Source organism: Marinovum sp., assembly GCF_034669705.1.
GTDB lineage: Bacteria > Pseudomonadota > Alphaproteobacteria > Rhodobacterales > Rhodobacteraceae > Marinovum.
In genome coordinates this window covers 83,745-106,877 of record NZ_JAXMOR010000013.1, presented here as the reverse complement: position 1 = coordinate 106,877, position 23,133 = coordinate 83,745, and the positions used below count along the sequence as shown (strand labels likewise).

Sequence of the window (23,133 nt, the reverse complement as noted above, 5' to 3'; positions counted from 1 at the left end):
GCCCCCATGTCTCAGTTCGAGAGGAGCCCGGCCTTGTCGAGCAGACCGCGGTTGGTCTCGTATTTCTCCTGCACGAAGGCGGAAAACTCCTCGGCGCCCATGTAGGCCGAGGGCTGCTTGACCGCTTCCATGCGCTCCTGGAAGGGTGCGGAATTCACCGCCGCTTCGCAAGCCCCTTCAAGCCGGGTGACATCCTCGGCCGGCAGTCCCTTGGGCGCCACCAGACCGCCCCAGATCGGGAAGTCGAGGTCATAGCCCTGCTCGGCAGCGGTCACCAGATCGGGCTGTTCCTTGAGCCGCTCGGATTGCAGCATCGCCAGCGATTTCAGCTGCTCGGCGTTGTTGGTGAAGAAGGAGACATGCGGGATGAAGACATCCGCGGTGCCGTCGAGCAGCGCCTTGAGCGCCGGCCCGTCACCGTTCACCGGCAGGTAGGTCATCTCGATCCCCGCCGCCTCTGACAGCGCCAGCCCGGCAATATGCGGGATCGAACCGATGGCCTGTACCGCGAAGGTGATCTCGCCCGGGTTCTCCTTGCCGTAGGCCACCATCTCCTCGAGCGTCGAATACTCCGAGTCCTTGGCCACCGCGATCACCGTCGGTGCCGAATAGGCGAGGCAGATGTATTCGAAACTGTCGACGTTGTAGGGCAGTTCGCGCAGATGCGGCTGCGTGGTCAGCGGCCCGACCGGCGCCATGCCGAGGGTACGGCCATCGGCGCGCGCCCGCGCGACTTCGCCCACCCCCAGCGTGCCACCGGCACCGGCGGTGTTCTTGACCACGATGTTGGCGTCCAGCGCCTCTGACAGGCCCTGCTGCATCGCGCGCGTGGTGATGTCGGTGCCGCCGCCGGCGGCGAAGGGCACGACGACGGTGACCGGACGATTCGACTGTGCGAGCGCACTGCCTGCGGTGACGGTGAGCGCCAGCGCCGAAGCAATGCCGGACAATGCCTTGAGTTTGAATGTTTTCATGGTCTCCTCCCAGAGTTTTTTCCTGTCAGACCGGCACGCGCAACTCCTCTTTACGGCGCCAGTTAGTTTTGTATAACGGGATTATGTTGGATATAATGGAATAAGCAAGCAGCAATTTTGCACGGTCCAACCTGTCGGAGGAGAGAGACATGGGGCGCATGAAGGGGAGGGTGGCCTTGGTCACCGGCGGAGCCGAAGGGCTGGGCAAGGCGGTCGCCGCCCGACTGGCGCAGGAGGGCGCGCGCCCGGTGGTGTTCGACCGCGACGCCGAAGCCCTCGCGCGCGCTGCGGCCGAGCCGGGGATGGAAGGGATCACCTTCCGCCAGGTCGACATGATGGACGGCGCGGCGCTTGCGGCGACACTCGCCGAGCTCGAAGCCGAAGGTTTTCACTTCGACATCCTGGTGAACAATGTCGGCGGCTCGCTGCACACGCCGCGCGACTTCCTTGAAGAAAGCGACGCGGACTGGGAGCGGGTGATGGGGCTGAACGTCACGGCAACGGTCCGCACCATCCGCGGCGTCCTGCCCGGCATGATCGCGCGCGGCTACGGCCGGATCGTCAACCTCGGCTCGAAGGCCGGGCGCTACGGCAGCCTGTTCACCGGCGCCAACTACGTCGCCGCCAAGGGCGCGGTGCAATCCATGACCCTGCAGCTCGCTCAGGAGTTCGGGCCGCACGGCATCACCTGCAACGCGGTTTGCCCGGGCGCGATCCACACCCCGCGGGTGATCGGCTTGCTGAAGGAGAGGATGAGCGACGCAGAACAACAGGCGGTGCTGAACGCCATTCCCGTGCGTCGCGCCGGCCGGGTCGAGGATGTGGCCGCAGCGGTGGCCTTCTTCGCCGCCGACGAGGCCGGCTTCATCACCGGCCAACTGATGGACGTGAACGGCGGTCAGGGCATGTCGTCATGAGCGGCGCGGCTCAGGCGTTCCGCCTCTCCCCCTCGATCGGACCGGTGCTGGTCACCGGCGGCGCCGGCTTCCTCGGCCGTGCGCTGACCGCTGCCTTGGGAAAGCAGGGGGTGCGCGTGATCGTCAGCGACCTGCACCTGCCGTCCGAGGTCCAGCGCATCGCCGGAGCGACCTATGTCCAGGCCGATATCCGTGAGGTCGGGTCGGTATTGGCGACCGTGCGCAAACATGACATCGCCGCCATCGTGCACCTCGCCGCCCTGGTCATCCCGTCCTGCCGGAAGGACCCGGTCCTTGGCGCCGAGGTCAACGTGCTGGGCCACCTCAACATGCTGGAAGCCGCTCGCGAGGCTGGCATCAGGCGCATCGTCTACACCAGCTCTCTCGCCGCCCGGCCGCGCGGGGCGCTGAACTGCCCGGCGAACCTCTACGGCGTCTACAAGGCGGCCTGCGAGGACATCTCCAAGGTCTACCTGATGGATCACGGCGTGCCGTCGATCGGCCTGCGCCCCAACGTGGTCTACGGCCCCGGCCGCATCGACGGCGAGACCGCCGCGATCAGCCTCGCCATGCGCGCGGCGGCGCAAGGCGAACGCTACGAGCTCCCGTTCTCGGGCCACATGTGCTTTCAGCATGTGGATGAGGTGATCGAGATCTTCTTGCGCTGCCTGGCGGCCGAGAATGATAGCGCAGTGGTCAGCGATCTGACGACCGAGGTGCGGTCGGTCGAGGAGGTGCTTGAGGCCATCCGGGTCTATGAGCCGGAAGCGCAGGTCAGCGCCGCATCGGGTGAGCGCGCGGCTCCGGAAGGGTTGGACAACGCGCCGTTGCGGTCGCTGCTGGGCGACTGGCAGGGGGTGTCCCTGCAGGAAGGGACACAACGGACGATCGAAGGGTGGCGTTTGTGAACGGGTCGGACGGGTCGCGTCCGACGTTGATCAGTCAGGGCCGCCACGCTGTGCGACATTGACCGGGGTTCAGCGTTTTATGGAGGCGAGTACCGGAATCGAACCGGTGTACACGGATTTGCAATCCGCTGCGTCACCACTCCGCCAACTCGCCGCCTTGGTGGTGATCTGCCGGATAGCGGATCTGGAAATGTCCTGCAAGCGTAAACGCTCGAAATGATGCCGGGGCCCCGGTGCCACCCAGAGATCGATCGCTTGGCTGCATGCCCGAGACCCAAGGTCGTGATCCACACGGCGCATTGCGAGAAAGGCCGCGTCGACGACGGCCAAAGCGGCGCCGGGACAGGCACCGCCAACACCGCCTTCGCTCAGGCCCCGCGTCGCCGCGCCCAGGGTACGGCCGCCAGCCACGCGCGCCAGGGCAGGGCGGTGGCCAGCAACAGCAGGAGGGCGACGCCCAGCAGGGCCGCGCTGCCGGGGCGGGTGAGAAAGACGCTGGGGTCGCCCCGCGAGAGCAGCATGGCGCGGCGAAAGAACTCCTCCATCATCGGCCCCAGCACGAAGCCGATCAGCAGCGGCGCCGGCTCGAACCGCAGCATCCGCAGGACATAGCCGATCACCCCGAAGACCAGCGTCGTCCAGACATCGGTGAGCGAGTTCGAGATGCTGAAGACGCCGACACAGATCAGCACGATCACCGTCGGGTAGAGGTAGTGATGCGGCACCCGCAGGATCCGCACCCAGAGGCCGATCAGCGGGATGTTGAGGATCAGCAGGAAGATATTGCCGAAGACAAAGCTGACGACGAGCCCCCAGAACAGCTCGGGATGCTCCGAGATCAGCCGGGGCCCCGGGGTGATGCCGTGGATCATCAGCGCCCCCAGCATCAGCGCCATGGTGGTCGAGCCGGGAATGCCAAGCGTCAGCGTCGGGATGAAGGCAGTCTGAGCGGCGGCGTTATTGGCCGATTCCGGCACAACCACGCCTTCGATGGCCCCGGTGCCGAAGCTCGCGCCGCGTTTGTTGACGCGTTTCTCCAGCGCGTAGCCCACGAAACTTGCCACCGTCTGGCCGGTGCCGGGCAGGGTGCCGAAGAAGCTGCCGATGGCCGAGCCCCTGAGCGCCGGCATCAGGCAGCGCAGCCATTCGCGCGCGGTGGGAAACATGCTGCCGGCAAGGCCCGCCCCGGCATAGCTCTGGGTTGCGCCGCGCAGCGAGACCATGACCTCTGAGATGCCGAAAAGCCCCATGGCGACCACCACCAGAGAGACCCCGTCGCGCAGCTCCTGGAAGCCGCCGGTAAAGCGCGTCTCGCCGGAGTTCACGTCGACGCCGACGGTGCCCAGCAGGATGCCGAGGCAGACCATCATCAGGCCGCGCACCGCGCCGCTGGAATTGACCACCGAGGCGGCGACCAGCCCCAGCACCATCACCGCGAAATACTCGGCCGGCTGGAACAGCAGCGCGAACTCGGCCATCCGCGGCGACAGCAGCACCATGACCACCACGCCGAAGAGTGCGCCGAACATCGAGGCCATGGCGGTGGCAAAGAGCGCCACCCCGGCGCGGCCCTGCTGCGCCATCGGGTAGCCGTCGAGACAGGTCACCGAGGCCGAGGGGGTGCCGGGGATGTTGAGCAGGATCGAGGCGATCGAGCCGCCGTACTCCGCGCCGTAATAGACCCCGGCCAGCATCACCAGCGCGGTTTCGGGCGGCAAATAGAAGGAGACCGGCAGCAGCATCGCCACCGCGGCCAGTGGCCCGACACCGGGCAGGACGCCGATGAAGGTGCCGAGAAAAACGCCGACGAAGCAGAACATCAGGTTCTGCGCCGTGGCTGCCGTGGCAAGTCCGAGCGAGAGATTGGCCAGAAGGTCCATGTCAGAGCCCCTTGATCGCGATGAAGGGAATGCCGAGGCCGAGCACGAAGATCAGCCAGACAGCGAGCGCCACGCCCAAGGCCAGCGCCAGCCGTTGTGGCAGGCCGAAGCCGGGAATGACCGCACCGGTCGCCAGCACGGCGGCGGCCGTGGCCGGCAGCACGCCGGTCAGCGGGGTGAGGAAGGCAAAAGCCGCGACGCCGCCCACCACGCCGAGCACCGCCATCGGGTCGGGCCGGTCGAGGGGCAGGGGCTGGCGCAGGCTCTGCACCAGTCCGATCAGCGCCAGCAGGCAGAGCAGCCCGCCCACCAGAAGCGGGAAGGCGCCGGGCCCCATGCGGCGAAACGAGCCCAGCTCGAGCGTGAGCATCGCGCCGAGGGCAAAGGCGAGCCCCGCCCCCAGCATCAGGAGCGGGCCGATATGGGCGATCAGCCGGCGCATGAGACATCTTCGAGCTGGAATTCCGGGCCATCATAGCTGTCCGGGATGGTCAGCGCCCCCTGCCTGAGCGCCTCGGCTGCCTCGGCCACCGCTGCGCGCGCGGGCTCTGGCACGTCGTCGCCCAGCCGCAGCGAGACGACGTCGCCTTGGGCCAGACCGAACTCCACGATGCTCTCGGGGGTGCGGCCTGCCACGATATCGGCCACCGCCCGTTCGACCCCGAGGTCGATCCGCGCCAGCGCCGAGGCGATAAAGACCTGCGGATCCTTGGCCACCCAGTCGAGCGCATTGCCGATCTGGCGGGCCCCGCCGTCGCGGCAGGCCTCGACCGCGCCGCGCCGGGCGCCGTTCAGCATGGTAAAGATCACATCCGCCCCGGCCTCGATCTCGGCCGCGGCCCAGGCGCGCGTCACCGCGTTGTCATCTTGGGTGCCGCAGAATCCGGTGAGCACGCTGATCTCCGGGTTGGCATGGCGCGCCCCGGCGACGAAAGCCGCGCGCCCCTTCAGCCCCGGCCGCACACGGTGGCCGGAGAGGTGACCGACCGTGCCGCTCCGGGTGACATGCGCCGCAAGCACCCCGGCGAGAAAGGCCGAGTCTTCCTGACGCACGTCATAGCTGGCGAGGTTCGGGCCGGTCTTCTGGCCCTGCACGATGGCGAAACGCATGTCGGGATGGGCGGCGGCGGCCTCCGGCGTGGTGATATTGCCCTGACCGCCGATGAACACCAGCCCGTCGACCTCTGGCACCACCTCGGCCAGCCGCGCGCGGATGACATCCTGATCGTAACGCACGCCGGAGATCACCGAGATATCGGCCTTGCCCTCGCGCGCCGCGCGTTCGGCGCCATCGAGAGCGGCCTGGTTGAACCCATCGTCGTACAGTTCGCCGACGAAGAACACCGCGATCTTCGGCAGCGCGCTCATTGCGTCGCTGCCTTGACCAGCGGGGTCCATTGGGTCAGCTGGTCGGCGACATAGGTCGCGAAAGCCTCGGAGGTCTTGGGGGCGCGGATCAGCCCCCAGCTGTCGAATTGCGCCTGAACCTCCTCGAGCGCCATCGCCTCGGTCAGCGCCGCGTCGAGCGTGAGTTTGATGTCTTCCGACACGCCTGCCGGGGCGCTCACGCCAAGCCAGTTCTCGGCCAGAATGTCATAGCCCATCTCGCGGAAGGTGGGCACATCGGGCAGGGTGTCGATCCGCTCAGGCGCCGAAACGGCAAGCGGGATTGCCGTGCCATCCTCGACCGCCGGCAGGTTCTGCGGCACGGCATCAAAGATCGTCGGCACCACGCCGGCCATGAAGTCGAGCCGCATCGGGCCGGAGCCCTTGTAGGGAATGTGGAACAGCTCGGCGTCGGTCTCGTTCTGAAACTGCTCGGCGATGATATGGCCCCAGGAACCGACGCCGGAGCTGCCGTATTCGTACTTGCCCGGCTCAGCCTTGGCCATCTCGATGAAGCCGGCAAGGTCGCCGGCGCCGCTGTCAGGCGTGGCAAAGAGGCCAAGGTGCACCGTGCCGACATAGGTGATGTGGTCGAAATCGGCGATCGGGTCATAGGGCGTGTCGGGATAGCGCACTGGGGCCACGTTGAAGGGCGTCAGGTTCGACAGCATCAGCGTGTAGCCATCGGGCGCTGCCTGCTGCAGGGCCGAGGCGGCGACGGTGCCGGCCGCGCCGGGCTTGTTTTCGACCACGAACTGCTGGCCGAGGCTGGCCGAGAGCTTCTCTGACAAGAGCCGCGCCACGAGGTCCGAGGAGCCGCCGGGCGGGAAGGACACGAGGATGCGCACCGGCCGTTCGGGCCAGGCGGTGTCTGCCAGGGCAGGCAGGGTGAGCGCGCTGAGCGTGAGGGCGGTGGCGGTAAGAAGCATGCGGCGGTTCATGTGGCGTCTCCATGTTTGCGACGAAATCATGGTTCCACAGAACTTCGAGTTCACAAAGAAAAGAAACTGAGGTTTCAGTTGCAAGCTGCGTATGAAACCATGGTTTCGCGTATTTTCCGGGCGTTGCGGGGCGCACCTGCTGTGAAATCTTGCACGGCATGTGTCCCGAAACCAACCAAAACACCGCGGACCCTTGGCGAATCACCGCCGCGGGATTGCGCTGCCGCCCGTCCCGTCGCAGATTGACGATATGGAACCGCAGTTTCACGACGCGCCCGAAAAGGGCTTCCTGCCCCGCATCCGCTCGGTTCTGCCAGAGTTGCATCGGGCCGAACGCCGGCTTGGCACCTTCCTGCTCGATTTCCCCGGCGACCTTGCCTCCTACGACGCGCAGGAGCTCGCGCGGCTCAGCGGTGTCTCCAAGGCCACGGTGTCGCGGTTCGTCCGCCGCATCGGCTTTGCCAACTACGATGCCGCCCGCCGCGCCGCCCGAGAGGAACGCCAGACCGGCTCCCGCCATTTCCTCGCCCATGCCGAGGACATGGCCGTAGAGGACCCGCTGACCCGGGCGCTGCAGGAGGAGATGGGCAACGTCGCGGCCACCTTCGAGCGGATCACACCTGCCGATCTCGAGGCCCTGGCCGAAGCCATCCTCGGCGCGCGTCGGGTCTGGCTGATCGGCTACCGGATCAGCCGTGTCTTTGCCGACTATCTCTACTGGCAACTGCTCAAGGTGATCCCCTCGGCCACGGTGCTGCCACAGGCCGGCGAGAGCCTCGGCGAATACACCGCCGAGATGACCGGCGACGACCTGGTGATCCTGACCGCGCTGCGCCGCCGCGCCGCCAATACCGAGCCGCTGCTGGAGGAGTTGACCCGGATCGGCACCTCGACGCTGCTGATCAGCGACGACGGCATGAGCTCCGACCCGCGCGCCGCCTGGCACTTCCGCTGCCGGATCGAGACCACCAGCCCGCAGTTCAACCACGCCGCTGTGTTCTCGCTCTGCCACCAGATTGTGACCAGCACCACGCTGAAGGCCGGCCGCGAGGGGCGCCGCCGGCTGCGCGAGATCGACGAGGCGAACGAGAGGCTGGGGGAGGTGTGACCTGCGACAAGATTTTTCCTCCGCCATCAGTGAGAGCCCAACCCAGCTCTGGGACGAACACTGACGTCAGCCTGCGCCGGACGGCCATCCGCCAGCGCCGATCAAGACGCCGTTGCGACCCGTGGCCCCTACGACCTCGGGCACCAACGCAGACCGCTTGGCGTTCCGCATGAAGCCTTACAACGGCCAGAACACCAGGATCGCCGGCACCGAGACCGCGATCACCAGCACCTCGAGCGGCAGCCCCATGCGCCAGTAATCGCCGAACCGATAGCCGCCGGGGCCGAGGATCAGCGTGTTGTTCTTGTGCCCGATCGGCGTCAGGAAGGCCGCCGAGGCCGCCACCGCGACGCACATCAGGAACGGATCCGGCGAGACCTCGAGCGCCTGCGCCATCTGGATGCCGACCGGTGCCGCGACGATCGCCGTGGCGGTGTTGTTCAGGACATCCGACAGCGTCATCGTCACCACCATCAGCACCGTCAGCACCGCCCAGACCGGCCAACCCTCGGTCAGCCCCACCAGCGCCCCGGCGATCAGCTCGGTGCCGCCAGAGGTCTCGAGCGCGGCGCCGAGCGGGATCATCGAGCCCAAGAGCACCACAACCGGCCATTCGATGTGGTCGTAGAGCTCCGACAACGGCAGGATCTTGAGCAGCACATAGGCCACCACCACCAGCCCCAGCGCCACCGGCAGGTAGACCAGCCCGAAGCTCGCCGCCGCCACCGCACCGGCAAAGAGTCCGATCGCGGCCCAGGTCTTGGAATTCTCGGTCACCGCCAGCCCACGGTCGGCCAGCGGCAGCACGCCGAGCCAGTCGGCCACGACCGAGGCAGCCTCGCGCGGGGCCAGCAGCAGCAGGATGTCGCCCGGCTCGATCACCGTCTGGCGCATCTGCTTGGTGATCCGCCGGCCCTGTCGCGAGATGCCCATCAGGATGGTGCGGTGCCGCCAGGCCAGGCCGACCGATTGCACCGTCTTGCCGTTGAGCCGCGAGGTGTCGGGCACCACCACCTCGACCAGGCTCAGCCCGTCGCTTTCGGCCTTGAGCAATTCCTCACGCCGGTCGTCGGAAAAGGCGAGGTCGAGCGTGGTGCGGAACTCGTCGAGCGCCTCCGGCGTCGCCTCCAGCACCAGAGCGTCACCGGCCTCGATCCGGGTGTTGAGCACCGAGCCGTAGCGCCGGGTGCCGTTGCGGATCAGCCCGAGGATCGCCACATCGGCCTTCTCCGCCGCCTCCGACAGCTCGCGCACCCGCTGGCCCACCGCCTTGTTCTCGGCCGGCACCGTCAGCTCGGCGATATAGGGCTCCAGCTCGCGGGCCTTCGACAGCGCATCCTCGCGCTGCGGGATCAACCGCCAGCCGACAAGCGCCACGAAGGCCAGCCCGGCCAGCGCCGCGACGCCGCCGACCGGGGCGAAATCAAACATCTTGAACGGCGTGCCGAAGGTCTCGCCGCGGATCGAGGCGATGATGATGTTGGGCGGCGTGCCGATCAGCGTGACCATGCCGCCGAGGATGGTGGCGAAACTGAGCGGCATCAGCGACTTGGCCGGCGATCTCTCGGCCTTGCGCGCGGTCTGGATATCGACCGGCATCAGGAGTGCCAGCGCCGCCACGTTGTTCATGAAGCCCGAGAGCACGGCGCCGACACCGCCCATGATGGCAATATGCGTGCCCAGCGCCCGGCCACTGTCCACCAGCGTGCGGGTGATCAGCATCACCGCGCCAGAGCGCACCAGCCCAGCCGAGACCACCAGCACCAGCGCCACGATCAGCGTCGCGGGATGGCCGAAGCCGGAAAACGCTTCCTTGGTCGGCACCACCCCCAGCACCACACCCAGAAGCAGCGCGGTGAAGGCGACGACATCGTAGCGGAACTTGCCCCAGAGCAGGAAGCCGAAGACCGCCGCGAAGAGCGAGAAGAGAATGATCTGGTCCATGGTCATTGAAGCTGCCTCCGTTGCGGCCACTTCACCCGGTTCACGCGCCCGGTGCAACCGGCTTGCGAAGGGCCGCCCCGCTGGACTATAGAAGCGCCTGATCCGAGAGACATGATGAAGAGGCAGCCATGGCCGGCCATTCCAAATGGGCAAACATCCAGCACCGCAAGGGCCGTCAGGACGCGGCACGCTCGAAACTGTTCTCCAAGCTTTCCAAGGAGATCACCGTCGCCGCCAAGATGGGCGACCCCGATCCCGACAAGAACCCGCGCCTGCGCCTTGCCGTCAAGGAAGCCAAGTCGCAATCGGTGCCCAAGGACGTGATCGATCGCGCGATCAAGAAGTCGCAGGCCGGCGAGGGCGATGATTTCGAGGAAATCCGCTACGAGGGCTATGGCCCCGGTGGCGTCGCGGTGATCGTCGAGGCGATGACCGACAACCGCAACCGCACCGCCTCGACCGTGCGCTCGACCTTTACCAAGGCTGGCGGCAACCTGGGCGAGACCGGCTCGGTCGGGTTCATGTTCGAACGCAAGGGCGAGATCGTCTATCCCGCAGAGGTCGGCGATGCGGATACGGTGATGATGGCGGCGATCGAGGCCGGCGCCGAGGATGCCGAGAGCTCTGAGGACGGTCATGTGATCTATTGCGCCGACACCGATCTCAACGACGTGTCGAACGTGCTCGAGGCGGAACTGGGCGAGTCGGAGTCGACCAAGCTGATCTGGAAGCCGACCACCACCACCGAGCTTGACCTTGACGGCATGCAAAAGCTGATGCGGCTGATCGATGCGCTGGAAGACGATGACGACGTGCAGCGCGTGACCGCCAATTTCGAAGCCTCCGACGAGGTGATGGAGCAGCTCTGACCGCGCCGGCCCGTCCCGCCGTACAGGCGGGGCGGGCCGTCCTGTCGGCGATCGCCTGCCGACAGCTCTGACTGACCGGCGGCGCAGCGATTGCGCCCGCGCCTTGATGCGATAAGCTCGGCGAAAAATCGGTGAGGGCAGTTTGATGACAGTTTCCAGACGGGGTTTCGGGGCAGGGCTGACGGCGTTTCTGCTGGCCGGGTGCGGCGGGGCGCGCAGCGGCGGTGGTGCTTCGCCGGCGGCGGGCCTGCCAGACGACCTGCGGCCGGTGCGCAATGCCGGCTATGACGCCTGGGTCGCCGGCTTCCGCAGCCGGGCCGCCGGCAGCGGCATTTCGCAAGCGACCCTCGACGCCGCCTTTGGCGGGGCCGGCTACCTGCCCGGCGTGGTGACCCGAGACCGCAACCAGACCGAATTCAAGCGCACGCTCGAGGATTACCTGTCGATCGCCGCCTCTGACGAGCGCATCGCCAAGGGCCGCGCCGCCTTTGCCCGCCACGCCGGCGTTCTCAGGGCGGTCGAGGCGCAATACGGCGTCGATGCGCATATCGTCACCGCGATCTGGGGGCTCGAGAGCTTCTATGGCGAGCGTCAGGGCGAGATCCCGGTGGTCTCGGCCACCTCGACCCTGGCCTATGACGGACGCCGCGGCGCTTTCTTCGAAGCGCAGCTGCTGGCGGCCTTGCGCATCCTGCAGCGCGGCGACATCACCCCGGCGCGGATGACCGGCAGCTGGGCCGGGGCCATGGGTCACACCCAGTTCATCCCCACCACCTTTCAGGAATATGCCGTCGATTTCACCGGCGACGGGCGGCGCGACATCTGGGCCGCGGATCCCTCGGATGCGCTGGCTTCGACCGCAGCCTACCTGTCGCGTCACGGCTGGCAGCGCGGGCTGCGTTGGGGGGCGGAGGCCGGGGCAGGCGCGCCGGCGGGACGCAGCCTGCAGCCGGAACCGGGCGGGCCGGTGTTCTCGGTGACCTCGAACTTCAACACCATCAAGCGCTACAACAACTCTGACGCCTATGCTCTGGGGGTCGGCCACCTTGCCGACCGGATCGCCGGCGGCGGGCCGCTGCGCGCCAGCTTTCCGCCAGACCGCTACGGGCTGACCAAGGACAACCGCATCCGCCTGCAGGAGCGGCTCACCGCGCGCGGCTTTGACACCGGCGGTGCCGACGGGGTGATCGGCGACAACACCCGCGCGGCCATCGAGGCCTTCCAGCGAAGCCGGGGCCTGCCGGTTACAGGTCTGCCCTCGCCGGAGCTTCTGCGCCTGTTGGGTTAGGGAACGGGGGGCCGGGGTTCTTGCAGGGCAAAGCTTGAAAAATACTTTGCCACAAGCGATTATCCGCCTAAGTTCAGAGCGTGAAGCGGTGCTGCCGGCGGAGCCACGGCATCCGGGAACGCAACCAAGAAGGCACCCCGCGTGGCAAACCTGACCTCCTCCGACAGCCCTGATCTTTCCGCCCTGCTGGGGCATGCGGGGCCGGGCCCCGGCGCCGCGGGGTTCACTTCCGAAGTTGAGGCTCTGCGCAGCGTGATTGACCAGACCGTCGGTTTCGTCGGGCTGCTTGAGCCCGATGGCACCCTGGTCGAGGCCAATGCGCCGGCGCTCGAGAGCGGCGGGGTCGCCCGCGACGAGGTGATCGGGCGCAAGTTCTGGGACTGCTACTGGTGGAACCATGACCCGCAAGAGGTGGCCCGGCTGCAGGACGCGGTGCGCCGCGCGGCTCAGGGCGATGTGGTGCGCTATGACGCGCTGGTTCGGATGTCCGGTGACACCCGGATGTGGATCGCCTTCATGGTCTCGCCACTGCGCGACGGCGCGGGCAAGGTGGCGGCGCTGGTGCCGTCGGGGTTCGACATCACCGAGCGCAAGGCGGCCGAGACCCGGCTACGCGCCGCCCATGACACCTTTCGCGATCTCGTCGCCCGCTCGCCGTTCGGCATCTATACCGTGGACGCCGATTTCCGGCTGCACCAGGTCAGCCACGGGGCGCAGAAGGTGTTCGAGAACGTCAACCCGCTGATCGGCCGCGATTTCTCAGAGGTGCTGCGGGTCATCTGGCCAGAGCCTTTCGCCTCGGAGACGATCGGCCTGTTCCGCCGCACGCTCGAGACCGGCGAGCCCTATCATTCGCCCAGCATGGTCGAGACCCGCGCCGACATCAAGGAACGCGAGGCCTATGACTGGAAGATCGAGCGGCTGACGCTGCCTGACGGGCGCGACGGGGTGGTCTGCCATTTCTACGACCTCACCGAGCGGCAGCGTTTCGAAGAGCAGATCAAGATGCTGATGCGCGAGGTCAATCACCGCGCCAAGAACATGCTGTCGCTGGTGCTGTCGATTGCGCGGCAAACCGCCGCCAGCAGCCCCGAGGATTTCGTCGAACGGTTCACCCAGCGCATCCAGGGACTCTCGGCCGGGCAGGACGTGCTGGTGCAAAGCGGCTGGCGGCACGTGCCGATCCATGCGCTGGTGCGCGCCCAGCTGAGCCACTTTCAGGATCTGATCGGCCAGCGCATCCATCTTGACGGACCAGAGCTCGAGGTGACCGCCGCCGCCGCCCAGACCATGGGGCTGGCGCTGCACGAACTGGCGACCAACGCGGCGAAATACGGCGCGCTTTCGGCTCCATCGGGCGAGGTCACCCTGCGCTGGCGGCTCGAGACCGCGCAGGGCAAGCCGCGGTTCTGCCTCGAGTGGCGGGAAGCCGGCGGCCCCGATGTGACCCAGCCGCAGCGTCGCGGGTTCGGCTCGACCATGACCGGCCATCTGGTGCGCAGCTCGCTGAACGGCGAGGTCGAGACCCGCTATGCCGCCAGCGGCGTGATCTGGCGGCTGGAGTGCCCGGCCGACGGGGTGATCGAGGATCCCTTTCCGCTGCGCAAGCCGCTGACCGAAGAGACCGGCTATGTCGACAGCCAGCCCGACAATACCGTGCTGGTGGTCGACGACGAGCCGCTGATCGCGCTTGATATCGCCGAGGGGCTCGACCGGGCCGGCTACAAGGTGCTGGGGCCGGCCAATTCGGTGGCCCAGGCGCGCACGCTGCTCAGCCAGTCGCGCTGCGCGGCGGCGGTGCTCGACGTCAATCTCGGGCGCGAGACCTCGGTGCCGCTGGCCCGCGAGCTGCGCAGCCTCGGCATCCCCTTCATCGCCGTCTCGGGCTATAGCGCGACCCAGCTGCCGGACGAGTTCGAGGGCGTGCCGCTGATCGGCAAGCCGATGAATTTCGCCACGCTCTTTGCCCAGCTCGGCAAGATCCTGACGCCTGGCAGCGTCTAGGCCCCGGCGCGCGCGCGCTTATTCCGTCGCATTTTATCTGTTGGGAAAACCTTAACGCTCTTGCCGCCATGCTGCCTCCAAACGGAGACCTGAAGATGCATGGCCTGATCAATCGCGCGATCCAGTGCTTTTACCGCGACACCTATGGCGCCCCGGCCTGGGGCGACCTGGTGCGCCGGCTCGAGCTCGATTTCACCGAGTTCGAACCGATGCTGCACTATGGCAACGACCTGACCCAGCGCATGATCGACGAAATGGCGGTGACGCTGGGCAAGGACCGTGAAACCGTGCTCGAGGATGTCGGCACCTACCTGATCTCCAACCCCGCGGTCGAGGCGCCGCGCCGGTTGCTGCGATTCGGCGGCGAGACCTTTCTCGATTTCCTGCACTCGCTCGACGATCTGCCCGACCGCGCCCGTCTCGCGGTCGAGGATCTGGTGCTGCCGGCGCTTGAATTGCGCGATTACGGCGGCAACCGGTTCAGCCTGCTCTGCTCCGGCGAGCCCCGGGGCATCGGCCATGTGCTCGTGGGCGTGCTGCGCGCCATGGCCGACGATTACGGCGCCCTGGTCTTTCTCGAGCACCAGGGGCTCTTCCGCGGCGCCGAGAACATCGAGATCACCCTGGTCGAGGCCGCCTTTGCCGAGGGTCGCAGCTTCGAGCTCGGCATGGCACGGGCGGAGGGCACATAATGGAGACGCTGATCCAGATGCTCGATACGCTCTGCCCGATGCACCTCGTGCTCGACCGCACCGGCCACATCGCCCATACCGGCCCGACACTGGCCAAGCTGCGCCCCGACGAGCTGCTGACCGGCCAGCGCTTTCTCGAGGTGTTCGAGCTGCGCCGGCCGCGGTCGGTGATCAATATCGACGACCTGCGCCAGCATGCCGGATCCCGGCTCCACCTGCGGTTTCGCGCCGGCGCGCAGACCGGGCTCAAGGGCGTGATGATGCCGGCACCGGGGGCGGCGGGCCATATGGTGGTCAACCTCTCCTTCGGCATCTCCGTGGTCGATGCGGTGCGCGAATTCGCCCTCACCGGCGGCGATTTCGCCGCCACCGACCTGACCATCGAGATGCTCTACCTGGTCGAGGCCAAATCCGCCGCGATGGAGGCCTCTCGCAAGCTCAACCAGAAGCTCGAAGGCGCCAAGATCGCCGCCGAGGAACAGGCCTTTACCGACACGCTCACCGGGCTCAAGAACCGCCGCGCCATGGATCACGTGCTGAGCCGGGCGGTGGCGGGCCCCGGCCGCTTTGCGCTGCTGCATCTCGATCTGGACTTCTTCAAGGCGGTGAACGACACCCTGGGCCACGCCGCCGGTGACCACGTGCTGCAGGAGGTCGCCCGGATCCTCGTGGAAGAGACCCGTGACGAGGATACCGTGGCCCGCGTCGGCGGCGACGAGTTCATGCTGCTCTTTGCCGGCCGGATGAACCGCAAGCGGCTGGCCGACATCTGCGACCGGCTGATCGCACGGCTGGAACGCCCCATCGCCTTCGGCACCGACAACTGCCGGATCTCGGCCAGCATCGGCATCACCATGAGCGAGGATTACGAGACGCTCGACCGGGCGCTGTTGCAGGAGGATGCCGATATCGCACTCTATGCCTCCAAGCACCGGGGGCGGGCCTGCCACACCTTCTACGACCTGTCGTTGCGGACGGCGGCCCTTGCCACCGCGCCTCAGGCGCCGGGCGGCAATATGACCCTGCGCTGACCGCCCGGCTTGCCGCGCCGCCGGCGGGCGGGCTAGGCTGGCGGGCGGACAAAGGGGGACCGGACATGTCACAAAACCTGCGCGAGAACGAAGTGGCGGTGACCGCCGCACCGCCCACCGATGCGGCGCTGCGCTTCATCGGCCATATCCGCACGCCGTTCACCAGTCGCGCGCTCTGTCCGCGGCAAGGCCGGCCCGACGGGCCGGAGTGCCGGCTGGTGCTGCGGGCGCCCTGGGCGGCCGGGCTCGCCGGGCTGGAGCGGTTCGAGTTCGCCGAGGTGCTCTACTGGCTGCACGAGAGCCGCCGCGACCTCGTGTTGCAGAGCCCGAAGTCCGACGGCGCGGTGCGCGGCGTGTTTTCACTGCGCTCGCCGGTGCGGCCCAATCCGATCGGTCTTGCAAGGGTGGCGATCCTGCGGATCGAGGGGCCGGAGGTCATCGTGCGCGGCCTTGATTGTCTCGACGGCACGCCGCTGATCGATCTCAAGCCCGACCACTGCGCCTATACCGTCGCCGCGCCGGACAAACCCGCCGACCGCGCCCCCTGAGGCCAGGGCTTGCGTCCGCTCCGATCACCTGACAAAAAAGCTCGGATGCCGACAGACAGCTCCCTGATCCCGCCCCGTCGCCGCCGTTCCGCGGAACCGCTGCGCCTGCTGCGCGCCGCAGCCTTCGCGGTGGCCGCGCTCTGCCTCTTGCCGATCCTCGCGGTGACGCTGGCTGGGGGCACCGGCGGGCTCGAGACCCTGACCCATCTCGCACAGACCGTGCTGCCCAACTACGTCGGCAACACCCTGGTACTGGTCGCCTGCGTCGCGCTGGGCACGCTCAGCATCGGCACCGGCGCGGCCTGTTTCGTCACGATGACCGAGTTCCGCTTCCGCCGGCTGTTCGAGATCCTCTTGGTGGTGCCACTGGCCTTTCCGGCCTATGTGCTGGCCTATGCCTATACCCATCTGCTCGACCACCCGGGCGTGGTGCAGAGCACCCTGCGCGCGGTGATGGGCTGGGGGCCGCGCGACTACTGGTTTCCCGAGATCCGCAGCCTCGGCGGCGCCGCGGCGATGCTGGTGCTGGTGCTCTATCCTTATGTCTACCTGCTGGCGCGGGCTGCCTTCCTCGGCCAGAGCGCCAGCACCTTTCACGCCGCCCGCGCGCTGGGCAAGACGCCGCTGCAGGCGTTTCTGCAGGTGACCCTGCCGATGGCGCGGCCGGCGATTGCCGCCGGCGTGCTGCTGGCGACGATGGAGACCATCGCGGATTTCGGCACCGTGTCCTATTTCGGCGTGCCGACCTTTGCCACCGGCATCTACACCAGCTGGTTTTCCATGGCCGACCGAGCGGCGGCAGCGCAGCTCTCGCTCGGGCTTCTGGCCTTTGCTTTGACGCTGGCGGTGCTCGAACGGCGCTCGCGGGGCGAGGCCAAGTATCACACCGGCCAGCGGGTCGAGCGGCTGACCCGGCTGCGGCTGAGCGGCTGGTCGCAGGCGGCGGCCTGGGCGCTCTGCGCGATCCCGGTGCTGTTCGGCGCGCTGATCCCGATCGTGGCGCTGGTGATCATGGGGCAGGGCGCGGGGCAGGACCTGCTGAGCCGGCGCTACCTTGGATTCATCCAGAATTCGCTGGTGCTGGCGGGGACCGCGGCGCTCTGCACCCTGACCGCGGCGGTGGTGCTGGGCTATTTTCACCGCGCCGCCCGCACGCCGGGCGCCCGCTGGGCGATCCATGCCGGGCGGCTGGGCTACGCGGTGCCCGGCGGGGTGATTGCGGTCGGGCTGATGGTGCCCTTCGCGGCCTTCGACAACGCGCTTGACGCGGTGATGCGCGACTGGTTCGGGGTCTCGACCGGGCTGCTCTTTACCGGCTCGATCTGGGTTCTGGTCTTTGCCTACATGATCCGCTTCATGGCCGCCGCGATCGGCGCCTACGAGGGCGGTCAGAGCGCGATCAACCCCAACCTCGACGCCGCCTCCCGCGTGCTGGGGCAGTCGAGCTATGGCACGTTGCGGCGCATCCACCTGCCGATCCTGACGCCGTCGCTGCTGACCGCGCTGCTGATCGTCTTTGTCGATGTGATGAAGGAGCTGCCGGCGACGCTGATCCTGCGGCCGTTCAACTATGACACCCTGGCGGTGCAGGCGCATCGGCTGGCGGCGGACGAGCGGCTCGAAGGGGCGGCGGTGCCCAGCCTGGTGATCGTGGCAGTGGGGGTGTTGCCGGTGATCCTGCTGTGCCGGCGGGTCGGGCGGGAGTAGCGCGGCCGATACTTCCGCGGCAGGACCCGTCGCAAGATAGAAGAGCCCATGCCGGTGATGTGTCTTCATCATGACGGGCTCCCACAGGGAAAGTTGCGTTCATCGCGGCCCGGGACAAGGGCGCAGCCCGGCGGGCCAGCGGCGGCCCGCCCCACCGGGCTGCCGCTTTGGCTGACCGAAACGCTACGGTCTGAGGGTCTACGGATCTGGCTGGCATAAACTGCCATACTACGCTGTCCAAGCGGCATCCCGCGGGCCGCCGCAGGCCCGGCGCGCATTGCACCCAAAACCAAAAACCCCGCCTGCGGAACAGGCGGGGTTTGGGGGTGGCACAGGCGTTGGAATTACTCCCAGCCAACCTCGTTGAAGATCTTCTGCGCGGTCGGGATGTTGCCGGCCACGGCGCTCAGGTCGACGCTGTCGGGCTTGAAGAAGCCGAGCGAGGCCACCGAGGGGCTGATCGCCACGCCGGGCACCGCCGGGTATTCGTCGTTGCCGGCCGAGAAGTACTGCTGCGCCTGATCGGAGGTCAGGTACTCGAGGAACTTGATCGCGTTGTCGCGGTTCGGGGCGTTCACCGCCACGCCGGCCCCCGACAGGTTCATATGCGCGCCATTGCCGTTCTGGTCGGGAAAGACCCAGCCGATGCCCTCGAGGCTGTCGCTCAGGCCGCTGACCTCGGTGCGCACGGCGCGGGCGAAGTAATAGGTGTTCGACACCGCGATGTCGCATTCACCAGAGACCAACCCGCGCAGCTGGTCGGTATCGCCGCCCTGCGGATCACGGGCAAAGTTGTCCTTGACCGCTTGCGCCCAGTCGCGCGCGGCCTCTTCGCCCTGATGCTCGACGATCGAGGCCAGCAGGGTCTGCATGTAGGCATTGGTCGAGGAGCGGATGCAGACCATGCCTTTGTATTCGGGTTTGGCCAGATCGGCATAGGTCGCCGGCGGGTTTTCGACATCGGCCTTGTCGTAGAAGATGATCCGCGAGCGCTGGGAAAAGCCGAACCACTGGTTGTCGGCGTCCTGCAGATAGCCGGGCACGCGGGCCTCGAGCACATCGCTCTCGATCGATTGCAGCACGCCGGCTTCCTTGGCACGGGTCAGGCGCGAGGTGTCGACGGTGAGCAGCACGTCGGCCGGAGAATTCGCCCCTTCCGCCTGCATCCGTGCGATCAACTCGTCGGCGTTGCCTTCGATCCGGTTGATGGTGATGCCGGTTTGCGCCTCGAACTCGGAATAGAGCTGCTCGTCGGTGTCGTAGTGGCGCGAGGAATAGAGGTTGACCTCGCCTTCGGCCAGGGCTGCGCCGGCGCTGAGGGACAGGGCAAGGATCGAGGTGACAGCGGTGGTCCGCATGTGAAACTCCATGGGTTAGTATCTTACTAAAACCATCGGTATTTGATCTGGCCGGGCTCTGCAATCCCTTATCCGACAAAAAATATCGGAATACTGTGCGCGCCCTGTCGCTGGACTTTCGCGCCGCAGCCGGGCAGGACGCGCAAAGGCACGAAGGGGGGCAGGGATGCAGACGGCACTGGCGGGTTTCGCACTGGGGTTTTCCCTGATCTTGGCGATCGGGGCGCAGAACGCCTTTGTCCTGCGGCAGGGGCTGCGCGGCGCGCATGTGCTGCCGGTGGTGCTGACCTGCGCGCTGAGCGACGCGTTGCTGATCGCCGCCGGGGTGGCGGGCTTCGGCGCGCTGGCCGAGGCGGTGCCGCTGTTCGAGACGGTGATGCGCTGGGGCGGGGCGGCGTTCCTGATCTGGTACGGCGCGCGCAATTTCCGGGCTGCCATGGCCGGCGGGGCGGCGCTCGAGGTCAGCGGCGACAGCCGCCAGAGCCTGCGGGCCGCGGTGCTGACCTGCCTGGCGCTGACCTGGCTCAACCCGCATGTCTACCTCGATACGGTGGTGCTTCTGGGCGCGATCTCGGCGCAATATGACGACCGGCTGGCCTTTGCGCTGGGGGCGATGAGCGCCTCATTCGTCTTCTTCGTCGCGCTGGGCTTTGGCGCGCGGCTCCTGCGACCGCTCTTTACCTCGGCCAGGGCGTGGCAGGTGCTCGACGTCATCGTCGGCCTGACGATGTGGTTGATCGCGACAAAACTCATCCTGGGATAACGCTGCGGGTCTTGCACATCGGCGGCGTCCGGGTCTTGATGCGCGCATGACGAAACCCCAGCCTTCCCCCGTGCGTGGCGTGTTCTGGATGCTGGTCACGGGGCTGTGCTTCGTGACGGTGACGGCGCTGGTCAAATACCTCGACAATGCGGTGCCGGCGGCGCAGGCGGCGTTTCTGCGCTATGTCATCGGGCTGGTATTCCTGCTGCCGATGGCGCGCTCGCTGCTGGCCACGCGAATGACGGCACGGCACTGGAAACTGTTTGGCGCGCGGGGCGCGGTGCACACGCTGGGGGTGATCCTGTGGTTCTTTGCCATGACCCGCATCCCGATCGCCGAGGTCACCGCGATGAACTATCTCTCGCCGGTCTATGTCACCCTCGGCGCGGCGCTGTTTCTGGGGGAAAAGCTGGCCTTCCGCCGGATCATGGCGATCTGCGTGGCGCTCGCCGGGGCGATGATCATCCTGCGGCCGGGGTTTCGCGAGGTGAACCCGGGCCACCTGGCGATGCTGGCCACCGCGGCGCTTTTTGCCTGCTCCTACCTGTTTGCCAAGATCGTGGCGGACGAGGTCGCGCCCTCGCTGGTGGTGGCAATGCTGTCGATCACCGTGACGATCGGCCTCGCGCCCTTTGCCCTTGCAGTCTGGGTCACTCCGGATCTCTGGACGCTGGCCATTTGTTTCGCGCTCGCCTGTTTTGCCACCGGCGGGCATTTCGCCATGACGCTGGCGTTTCGCGCCGCGCCGCTGACCCTGACCCAGCCGGTGACCTTTTTGCAGCTGGTCTGGGCGGTGACGCTGGGCGCGCTGGTCTTCCACGAGCCGGTCGATCCGGTGGTGGTGCTGGGCGGGTTGCTGATCCTCGGGTCGGTGATCTTCATCACCCTGCGCGAGGCGCAGCTCAAGCGCCGGGTGGTGACGCCGGGCGTCAACGCCCCTAAGGGCTGATCACATCGCTTTCAGCAGGCCTTCGACATGCCCGCCGAGCGCGCGGGCCGGCACTGTCGCCTCGCGCACGAGGTGATCGAAATGCCGGGTGATGGCGCGCACCCGCTCGGTGTCGCGAAATGCCAGGTAGTTGCTGCCGAGATAGATCACCGCCTGCAGCGGGCCAAAGATCGTCAGCGGCGCGGAATAGAGCCGGCGCGCGTCGAACAGGCAGATCCGCATCCGCGGATAAAGCTGGTCGGCCAGGGTCTGCAGCCGCTCGAGCTGGGCGCGGCGCAGGGCGCGGGGCAGGCCGGCGTAATAGCCGGTGCCGCCGGCAAAGCTCGCCAGTTCATACAGCGGCAGCGAGATCTCGTAGTCCGAGGCCGACTCCCGCATCCAGTCCAGCCGCTCTTCAGAGGCGTTGATCGCCTGTTCGGCGGTGCGGCCGAGATGCGGGGTGTATTCCCAGTCCAGCACCTCACGGGTCTTGAGCATGTCGGGCAGGGCGGGGGGCACGTAGCGGATCTTGTAGCCGTCGGCCTCGACGTGCCAGTCGAAGATCTGCCGGTCGACCAGCGCCCGCGGCGCCTCGGTGATGCGAAAGGCGTTGGCGATCAGCCGCGCCGCGCTTTCTGGCCGGTCAGACAGCCCCAGCAGCCAGTCCGACGAGACCCCGAGCGCGCGGGCGCATTCCGCCACCACCTGTCCATTGGGCAGACGCGCGCCGCCGCCCGACAACAGCTGCGACACGGTCGAGCGATCCACCCCGATCTCGCGGGCCAGCGCGCTCTGGTTGGTGCCGGCCTCGGCCATTGCCTCGGTCACCCGGCTGCGAAAGGTCTCGGCTCTGACACGCTTGTCGGTTTTTGCCATCATATGGTGACAATATTCACAGTTGCTGCGTTTTGCTAACTATATTCCGGATGTCCGAACCGCCGATGCGGGCGTATCCCAAGCCTATCTCGACACAAGGAGGCAGGTTTGGAAACGCGCGAACGCACGATCGTAAAAGGTGTGGTGTGGATTTTCATGGGGCTGGTGGTGATGAGCCTCGTGGGGCTGCTGTTCACCGGGTCGGTGGCCGTGGGTGGCACCATGGCGCTGGTGAATTCCGCCATCGGCTTTGTCAATTATGTGCTCTACGAACGGTTCTGGGCCGGGGTGCGCTGGGGCCGGCGGGCCTGATCACTCGGCCAGCGGCGTGCCGTGCAGGCGCAGGAACAGGCTTGCCTCATCGTCATTGCGAAAGAACGGCACCGAGGCCGGCGGGCCGGGGTCCGCGACCCGTGCCGCCACCTCGGCCAGCACCACCTCGGTGATGAACGGCAGGTCGAGCGCCCGCACCTCGTCGAGCGCGACCCAGTGCAGGTGGCTGAGCTCGTCGCAGGCCGCCGAGAAATCATCCGGGTCCGAGGCCAGTTCGGCGGCATCGATCAGAAAGAACCGCGCATCGAAGCGCCGCGGCCGGCCGGGCGGGGTGATGGCGCGAAAGACGAATTGCAGCGGCGCGGCATCCGGCAGCAGGCCAAACTCGGCAAAGCCCTGCCAGTCCGCCGGCACTGCGCCGGGCCATGCGCCGGTCTGCCCCAGAAGCTGGCCGGTTTCCTCCCAAAGCTCGCGAATCGCGGCGGCGGCAATGGCGTGGCTGCGGTCCTCGGAGCAATCCTCGCGCAGCCGCGCGGCGCAGGGCAAAGAGACCGGGCGCGCCAGCGGCACCTCGGCATCCGCCACATCCACCGCGCCGCCGGGAAAGACGAACTTGTTGGGCATGAAGGCCGCCGCCGCGCCGCGCTGCCCCATCAGGATACGCGGCCGGGTCGCCCGGTCGCGCAGCACGATCACGGTTGCCGCGTCGCGTATCTGCGTCTTGTCGATGCTGCCCAT

General features: G+C 67.4%; 22 protein-coding genes and 1 tRNA gene. 13 read left to right on the top strand and 10 right to left on the bottom strand.

Annotation, left to right across the window (positions count from 1 at the left end; genetic code table 11):
- Positions 1-11: 11 nt before the first annotated feature.
- On the bottom strand, positions 12-974 hold the full coding sequence (locus VOI27_RS11370) for a tripartite tricarboxylate transporter substrate binding protein (RefSeq protein ID WP_323765466.1): 963 nt from the start codon (positions 972-974) through the stop codon (positions 12-14).
- A gap of 149 nt (positions 975-1,123) precedes the next feature.
- On the opposite strand from VOI27_RS11370, the gene VOI27_RS11365 reads away from it, so the two are divergent.
- Together VOI27_RS11365 and VOI27_RS11360 are read left to right on the top strand one after the other, a co-directional pair.
- Positions 1,124-1,891, top strand: coding sequence for an SDR family NAD(P)-dependent oxidoreductase (locus tag VOI27_RS11365; RefSeq protein ID WP_323765465.1), 768 nt, complete (start codon positions 1,124-1,126; stop codon positions 1,889-1,891).
- Entirely contained in the window at positions 1,888-2,799 is a 912-nt protein-coding gene (locus VOI27_RS11360) for an NAD(P)-dependent oxidoreductase (RefSeq protein WP_323765464.1), read from the top strand. The genes VOI27_RS11365 and VOI27_RS11360 overlap by 4 nt, the downstream gene beginning before the upstream one ends.
- An 80-nt stretch (positions 2,800-2,879) precedes the next feature.
- Here the strand turns inward: VOI27_RS11360 and VOI27_RS11355 are convergent.
- From VOI27_RS11355 to VOI27_RS11335, 5 genes are all read right to left on the bottom strand, one after another.
- A tRNA-Cys gene (locus tag VOI27_RS11355) sits at positions 2,880-2,953 on the bottom strand.
- 214 nt (positions 2,954-3,167) lie between these two features.
- Positions 3,168-4,679, bottom strand: coding sequence for a tripartite tricarboxylate transporter permease (locus VOI27_RS11350; RefSeq protein ID WP_323765463.1), 1,512 nt, complete (start codon positions 4,677-4,679; stop codon positions 3,168-3,170).
- A gap of 1 nt (position 4,680) precedes the next feature.
- Positions 4,681-5,121, bottom strand: coding sequence for a tripartite tricarboxylate transporter TctB family protein (locus VOI27_RS11345; RefSeq protein WP_323765462.1), 441 nt, complete (start codon positions 5,119-5,121; stop codon positions 4,681-4,683).
- Positions 5,109-6,047, bottom strand: coding sequence for a BMP family protein (locus VOI27_RS11340; RefSeq protein WP_323765461.1), 939 nt, complete (start codon positions 6,045-6,047; stop codon positions 5,109-5,111). The genes VOI27_RS11345 and VOI27_RS11340 overlap by 13 nt, the downstream gene beginning before the upstream one ends.
- The gene (locus VOI27_RS11335) at positions 6,044-7,006 is read right to left on the bottom strand and encodes a tripartite tricarboxylate transporter substrate binding protein (protein ID WP_323765460.1); all 963 of its coding nucleotides are present in this window, start codon (positions 7,004-7,006) and stop codon (positions 6,044-6,046) included. Before VOI27_RS11335 ends, VOI27_RS11340 begins: the two co-directional genes overlap by 4 nt.
- Positions 7,007-7,256: 250 nt before the next feature.
- Between VOI27_RS11335 and VOI27_RS11330 the strand changes: the two genes are divergently transcribed.
- Positions 7,257-8,114 (top strand): MurR/RpiR family transcriptional regulator, encoded by an 858-nt coding sequence (locus tag VOI27_RS11330; RefSeq protein WP_323765459.1) that lies wholly within the window; start codon positions 7,257-7,259, stop codon positions 8,112-8,114.
- Between the two features lie 177 nt (positions 8,115-8,291).
- On the opposite strand, the gene VOI27_RS11325 is transcribed toward VOI27_RS11330, so the two are convergent.
- Positions 8,292-10,064 (bottom strand): SLC13 family permease, encoded by a 1,773-nt coding sequence (locus VOI27_RS11325; protein ID WP_323765458.1) that lies wholly within the window; start codon positions 10,062-10,064, stop codon positions 8,292-8,294.
- Between the two features lie 122 nt (positions 10,065-10,186).
- On the opposite strand from VOI27_RS11325, the gene VOI27_RS11320 reads away from it, so the two are divergent.
- The 7 genes from VOI27_RS11320 (at position 10,187) to VOI27_RS11290 (ending at position 18,197) form a co-directional block, all read left to right on the top strand.
- Positions 10,187-10,927 carry a YebC/PmpR family DNA-binding transcriptional regulator gene (locus VOI27_RS11320; protein WP_323765457.1) on the top strand — a complete coding sequence of 247 codons (741 nt, stop codon included), beginning with the start codon at positions 10,187-10,189 and terminating at the stop codon, positions 10,925-10,927.
- 145 nt (positions 10,928-11,072) lie between these two features.
- Positions 11,073-12,215 (top strand): lytic murein transglycosylase, encoded by a 1,143-nt coding sequence (locus tag VOI27_RS11315; RefSeq protein ID WP_323765456.1) that lies wholly within the window; start codon positions 11,073-11,075, stop codon positions 12,213-12,215.
- Positions 12,216-12,356: 141 nt separating this feature from the next.
- Positions 12,357-14,219 (top strand): PAS domain-containing protein, encoded by a 1,863-nt coding sequence (locus VOI27_RS11310; RefSeq protein WP_323765455.1) that lies wholly within the window; start codon positions 12,357-12,359, stop codon positions 14,217-14,219.
- 95 nt (positions 14,220-14,314) lie between these two features.
- Positions 14,315-14,911 carry a heme NO-binding domain-containing protein gene (locus VOI27_RS11305; protein ID WP_323765454.1) on the top strand — a complete coding sequence of 199 codons (597 nt, stop codon included), beginning with the start codon at positions 14,315-14,317 and terminating at the stop codon, positions 14,909-14,911.
- A complete protein-coding gene (locus tag VOI27_RS11300; RefSeq protein ID WP_323765453.1) occupies positions 14,911-15,942 on the top strand; it encodes a diguanylate cyclase domain-containing protein in 1,032 nt (343 codons plus the stop codon). Before VOI27_RS11305 ends, VOI27_RS11300 begins: the two co-directional genes overlap by 1 nt.
- Positions 15,943-16,007: 65 nt before the next feature.
- Positions 16,008-16,490, top strand: coding sequence for a tRNA (N6-threonylcarbamoyladenosine(37)-N6)-methyltransferase TrmO (gene tsaA, locus VOI27_RS11295; protein WP_323765452.1), 483 nt, complete (start codon positions 16,008-16,010; stop codon positions 16,488-16,490).
- A gap of 45 nt (positions 16,491-16,535) precedes the next feature.
- A complete protein-coding gene (locus tag VOI27_RS11290) occupies positions 16,536-18,197 on the top strand; it encodes an iron ABC transporter permease (RefSeq protein WP_323765451.1) in 1,662 nt (553 codons plus the stop codon).
- Between the two features lie 344 nt (positions 18,198-18,541).
- Here VOI27_RS11290 and VOI27_RS11285 read toward each other — a convergent pair whose 3' ends face one another.
- Positions 18,542-19,555 carry a Fe(3+) ABC transporter substrate-binding protein gene (locus VOI27_RS11285; protein WP_323765450.1) on the bottom strand — a complete coding sequence of 338 codons (1,014 nt, stop codon included), beginning with the start codon at positions 19,553-19,555 and terminating at the stop codon, positions 18,542-18,544.
- Between the two features lie 166 nt (positions 19,556-19,721).
- Here VOI27_RS11285 and VOI27_RS11280 point away from each other — a divergent pair, with 166 nt between their 5' ends.
- Both VOI27_RS11280 and VOI27_RS11275 read left to right on the top strand, forming a co-directional pair.
- Positions 19,722-20,318: a LysE/ArgO family amino acid transporter gene (locus tag VOI27_RS11280; RefSeq protein ID WP_323765449.1), complete on the top strand. Its 597-nt coding sequence runs from the start codon at positions 19,722-19,724 to the stop codon at positions 20,316-20,318.
- A 46-nt stretch (positions 20,319-20,364) separates the two neighbouring features.
- Positions 20,365-21,267 (top strand): DMT family transporter, encoded by a 903-nt coding sequence (locus VOI27_RS11275; protein WP_323765448.1) that lies wholly within the window; start codon positions 20,365-20,367, stop codon positions 21,265-21,267.
- Here VOI27_RS11275 and VOI27_RS11270 read toward each other — a convergent pair whose 3' ends face one another.
- On the bottom strand, positions 21,268-22,125 hold the full coding sequence (locus VOI27_RS11270; RefSeq protein WP_323765447.1) for a helix-turn-helix transcriptional regulator: 858 nt from the start codon (positions 22,123-22,125) through the stop codon (positions 21,268-21,270).
- Positions 22,126-22,230: 105 nt separating this feature from the next.
- On the opposite strand from VOI27_RS11270, the gene VOI27_RS11265 reads away from it, so the two are divergent.
- Positions 22,231-22,434, top strand: a complete 204-nt coding sequence (locus VOI27_RS11265) for a DUF2061 domain-containing protein (RefSeq protein WP_323765446.1) — start codon at positions 22,231-22,233, stop codon at positions 22,432-22,434.
- Here VOI27_RS11265 and VOI27_RS11260 read toward each other — a convergent pair whose 3' ends face one another.
- On the bottom strand, positions 22,435-23,133 hold the full coding sequence (locus VOI27_RS11260; protein ID WP_323765445.1) for an NUDIX hydrolase: 699 nt from the start codon (positions 23,131-23,133) through the stop codon (positions 22,435-22,437).

Coding starts and splice junctions, on each gene's coding strand:
- VOI27_RS11285 (WP_323765450.1), bottom strand. CDS start 19,555: ATGCGGACCACCGCTGTCACCTCGATCCTTGCCCTGTCCCTCAGCGCC.
- VOI27_RS11320 (WP_323765457.1), top strand. CDS start 10,187: ATGGCCGGCCATTCCAAATGGGCAAACATCCAGCACCGCAAGGGCCGT.
- VOI27_RS11345 (WP_323765462.1), bottom strand. CDS start 5,121: ATGCGCCGGCTGATCGCCCATATCGGCCCGCTCCTGATGCTGGGGGCG.
- VOI27_RS11340 (WP_323765461.1), bottom strand. CDS start 6,047: ATGAGCGCGCTGCCGAAGATCGCGGTGTTCTTCGTCGGCGAACTGTAC.
- VOI27_RS11280 (WP_323765449.1), top strand. CDS start 19,722: ATGCAGACGGCACTGGCGGGTTTCGCACTGGGGTTTTCCCTGATCTTG.
- VOI27_RS11290 (WP_323765451.1), top strand. CDS start 16,536: ATGCCGACAGACAGCTCCCTGATCCCGCCCCGTCGCCGCCGTTCCGCG.
- VOI27_RS11335 (WP_323765460.1), bottom strand. CDS start 7,006: ATGAACCGCCGCATGCTTCTTACCGCCACCGCCCTCACGCTCAGCGCG.
- VOI27_RS11305 (WP_323765454.1), top strand. CDS start 14,315: ATGCATGGCCTGATCAATCGCGCGATCCAGTGCTTTTACCGCGACACC.
- VOI27_RS11365 (WP_323765465.1), top strand. CDS start 1,124: ATGGGGCGCATGAAGGGGAGGGTGGCCTTGGTCACCGGCGGAGCCGAA.
- VOI27_RS11330 (WP_323765459.1), top strand. CDS start 7,257: ATGGAACCGCAGTTTCACGACGCGCCCGAAAAGGGCTTCCTGCCCCGC.
- VOI27_RS11315 (WP_323765456.1), top strand. CDS start 11,073: ATGACAGTTTCCAGACGGGGTTTCGGGGCAGGGCTGACGGCGTTTCTG.
- VOI27_RS11300 (WP_323765453.1), top strand. CDS start 14,911: ATGGAGACGCTGATCCAGATGCTCGATACGCTCTGCCCGATGCACCTC.
- VOI27_RS11350 (WP_323765463.1), bottom strand. CDS start 4,679: ATGGACCTTCTGGCCAATCTCTCGCTCGGACTTGCCACGGCAGCCACG.
- VOI27_RS11370 (WP_323765466.1), bottom strand. CDS start 974: ATGAAAACATTCAAACTCAAGGCATTGTCCGGCATTGCTTCGGCGCTG.
- VOI27_RS11325 (WP_323765458.1), bottom strand. CDS start 10,064: ATGACCATGGACCAGATCATTCTCTTCTCGCTCTTCGCGGCGGTCTTC.
- VOI27_RS11275 (WP_323765448.1), top strand. CDS start 20,365: ATGACGAAACCCCAGCCTTCCCCCGTGCGTGGCGTGTTCTGGATGCTG.
- VOI27_RS11270 (WP_323765447.1), bottom strand. CDS start 22,125: ATGATGGCAAAAACCGACAAGCGTGTCAGAGCCGAGACCTTTCGCAGC.
- VOI27_RS11360 (WP_323765464.1), top strand. CDS start 1,888: ATGAGCGGCGCGGCTCAGGCGTTCCGCCTCTCCCCCTCGATCGGACCG.
- tsaA (WP_323765452.1), top strand. CDS start 16,008: ATGTCACAAAACCTGCGCGAGAACGAAGTGGCGGTGACCGCCGCACCG.
- VOI27_RS11260 (WP_323765445.1), bottom strand. CDS start 23,133: ATGGGCAGCATCGACAAGACGCAGATACGCGACGCGGCAACCGTGATC.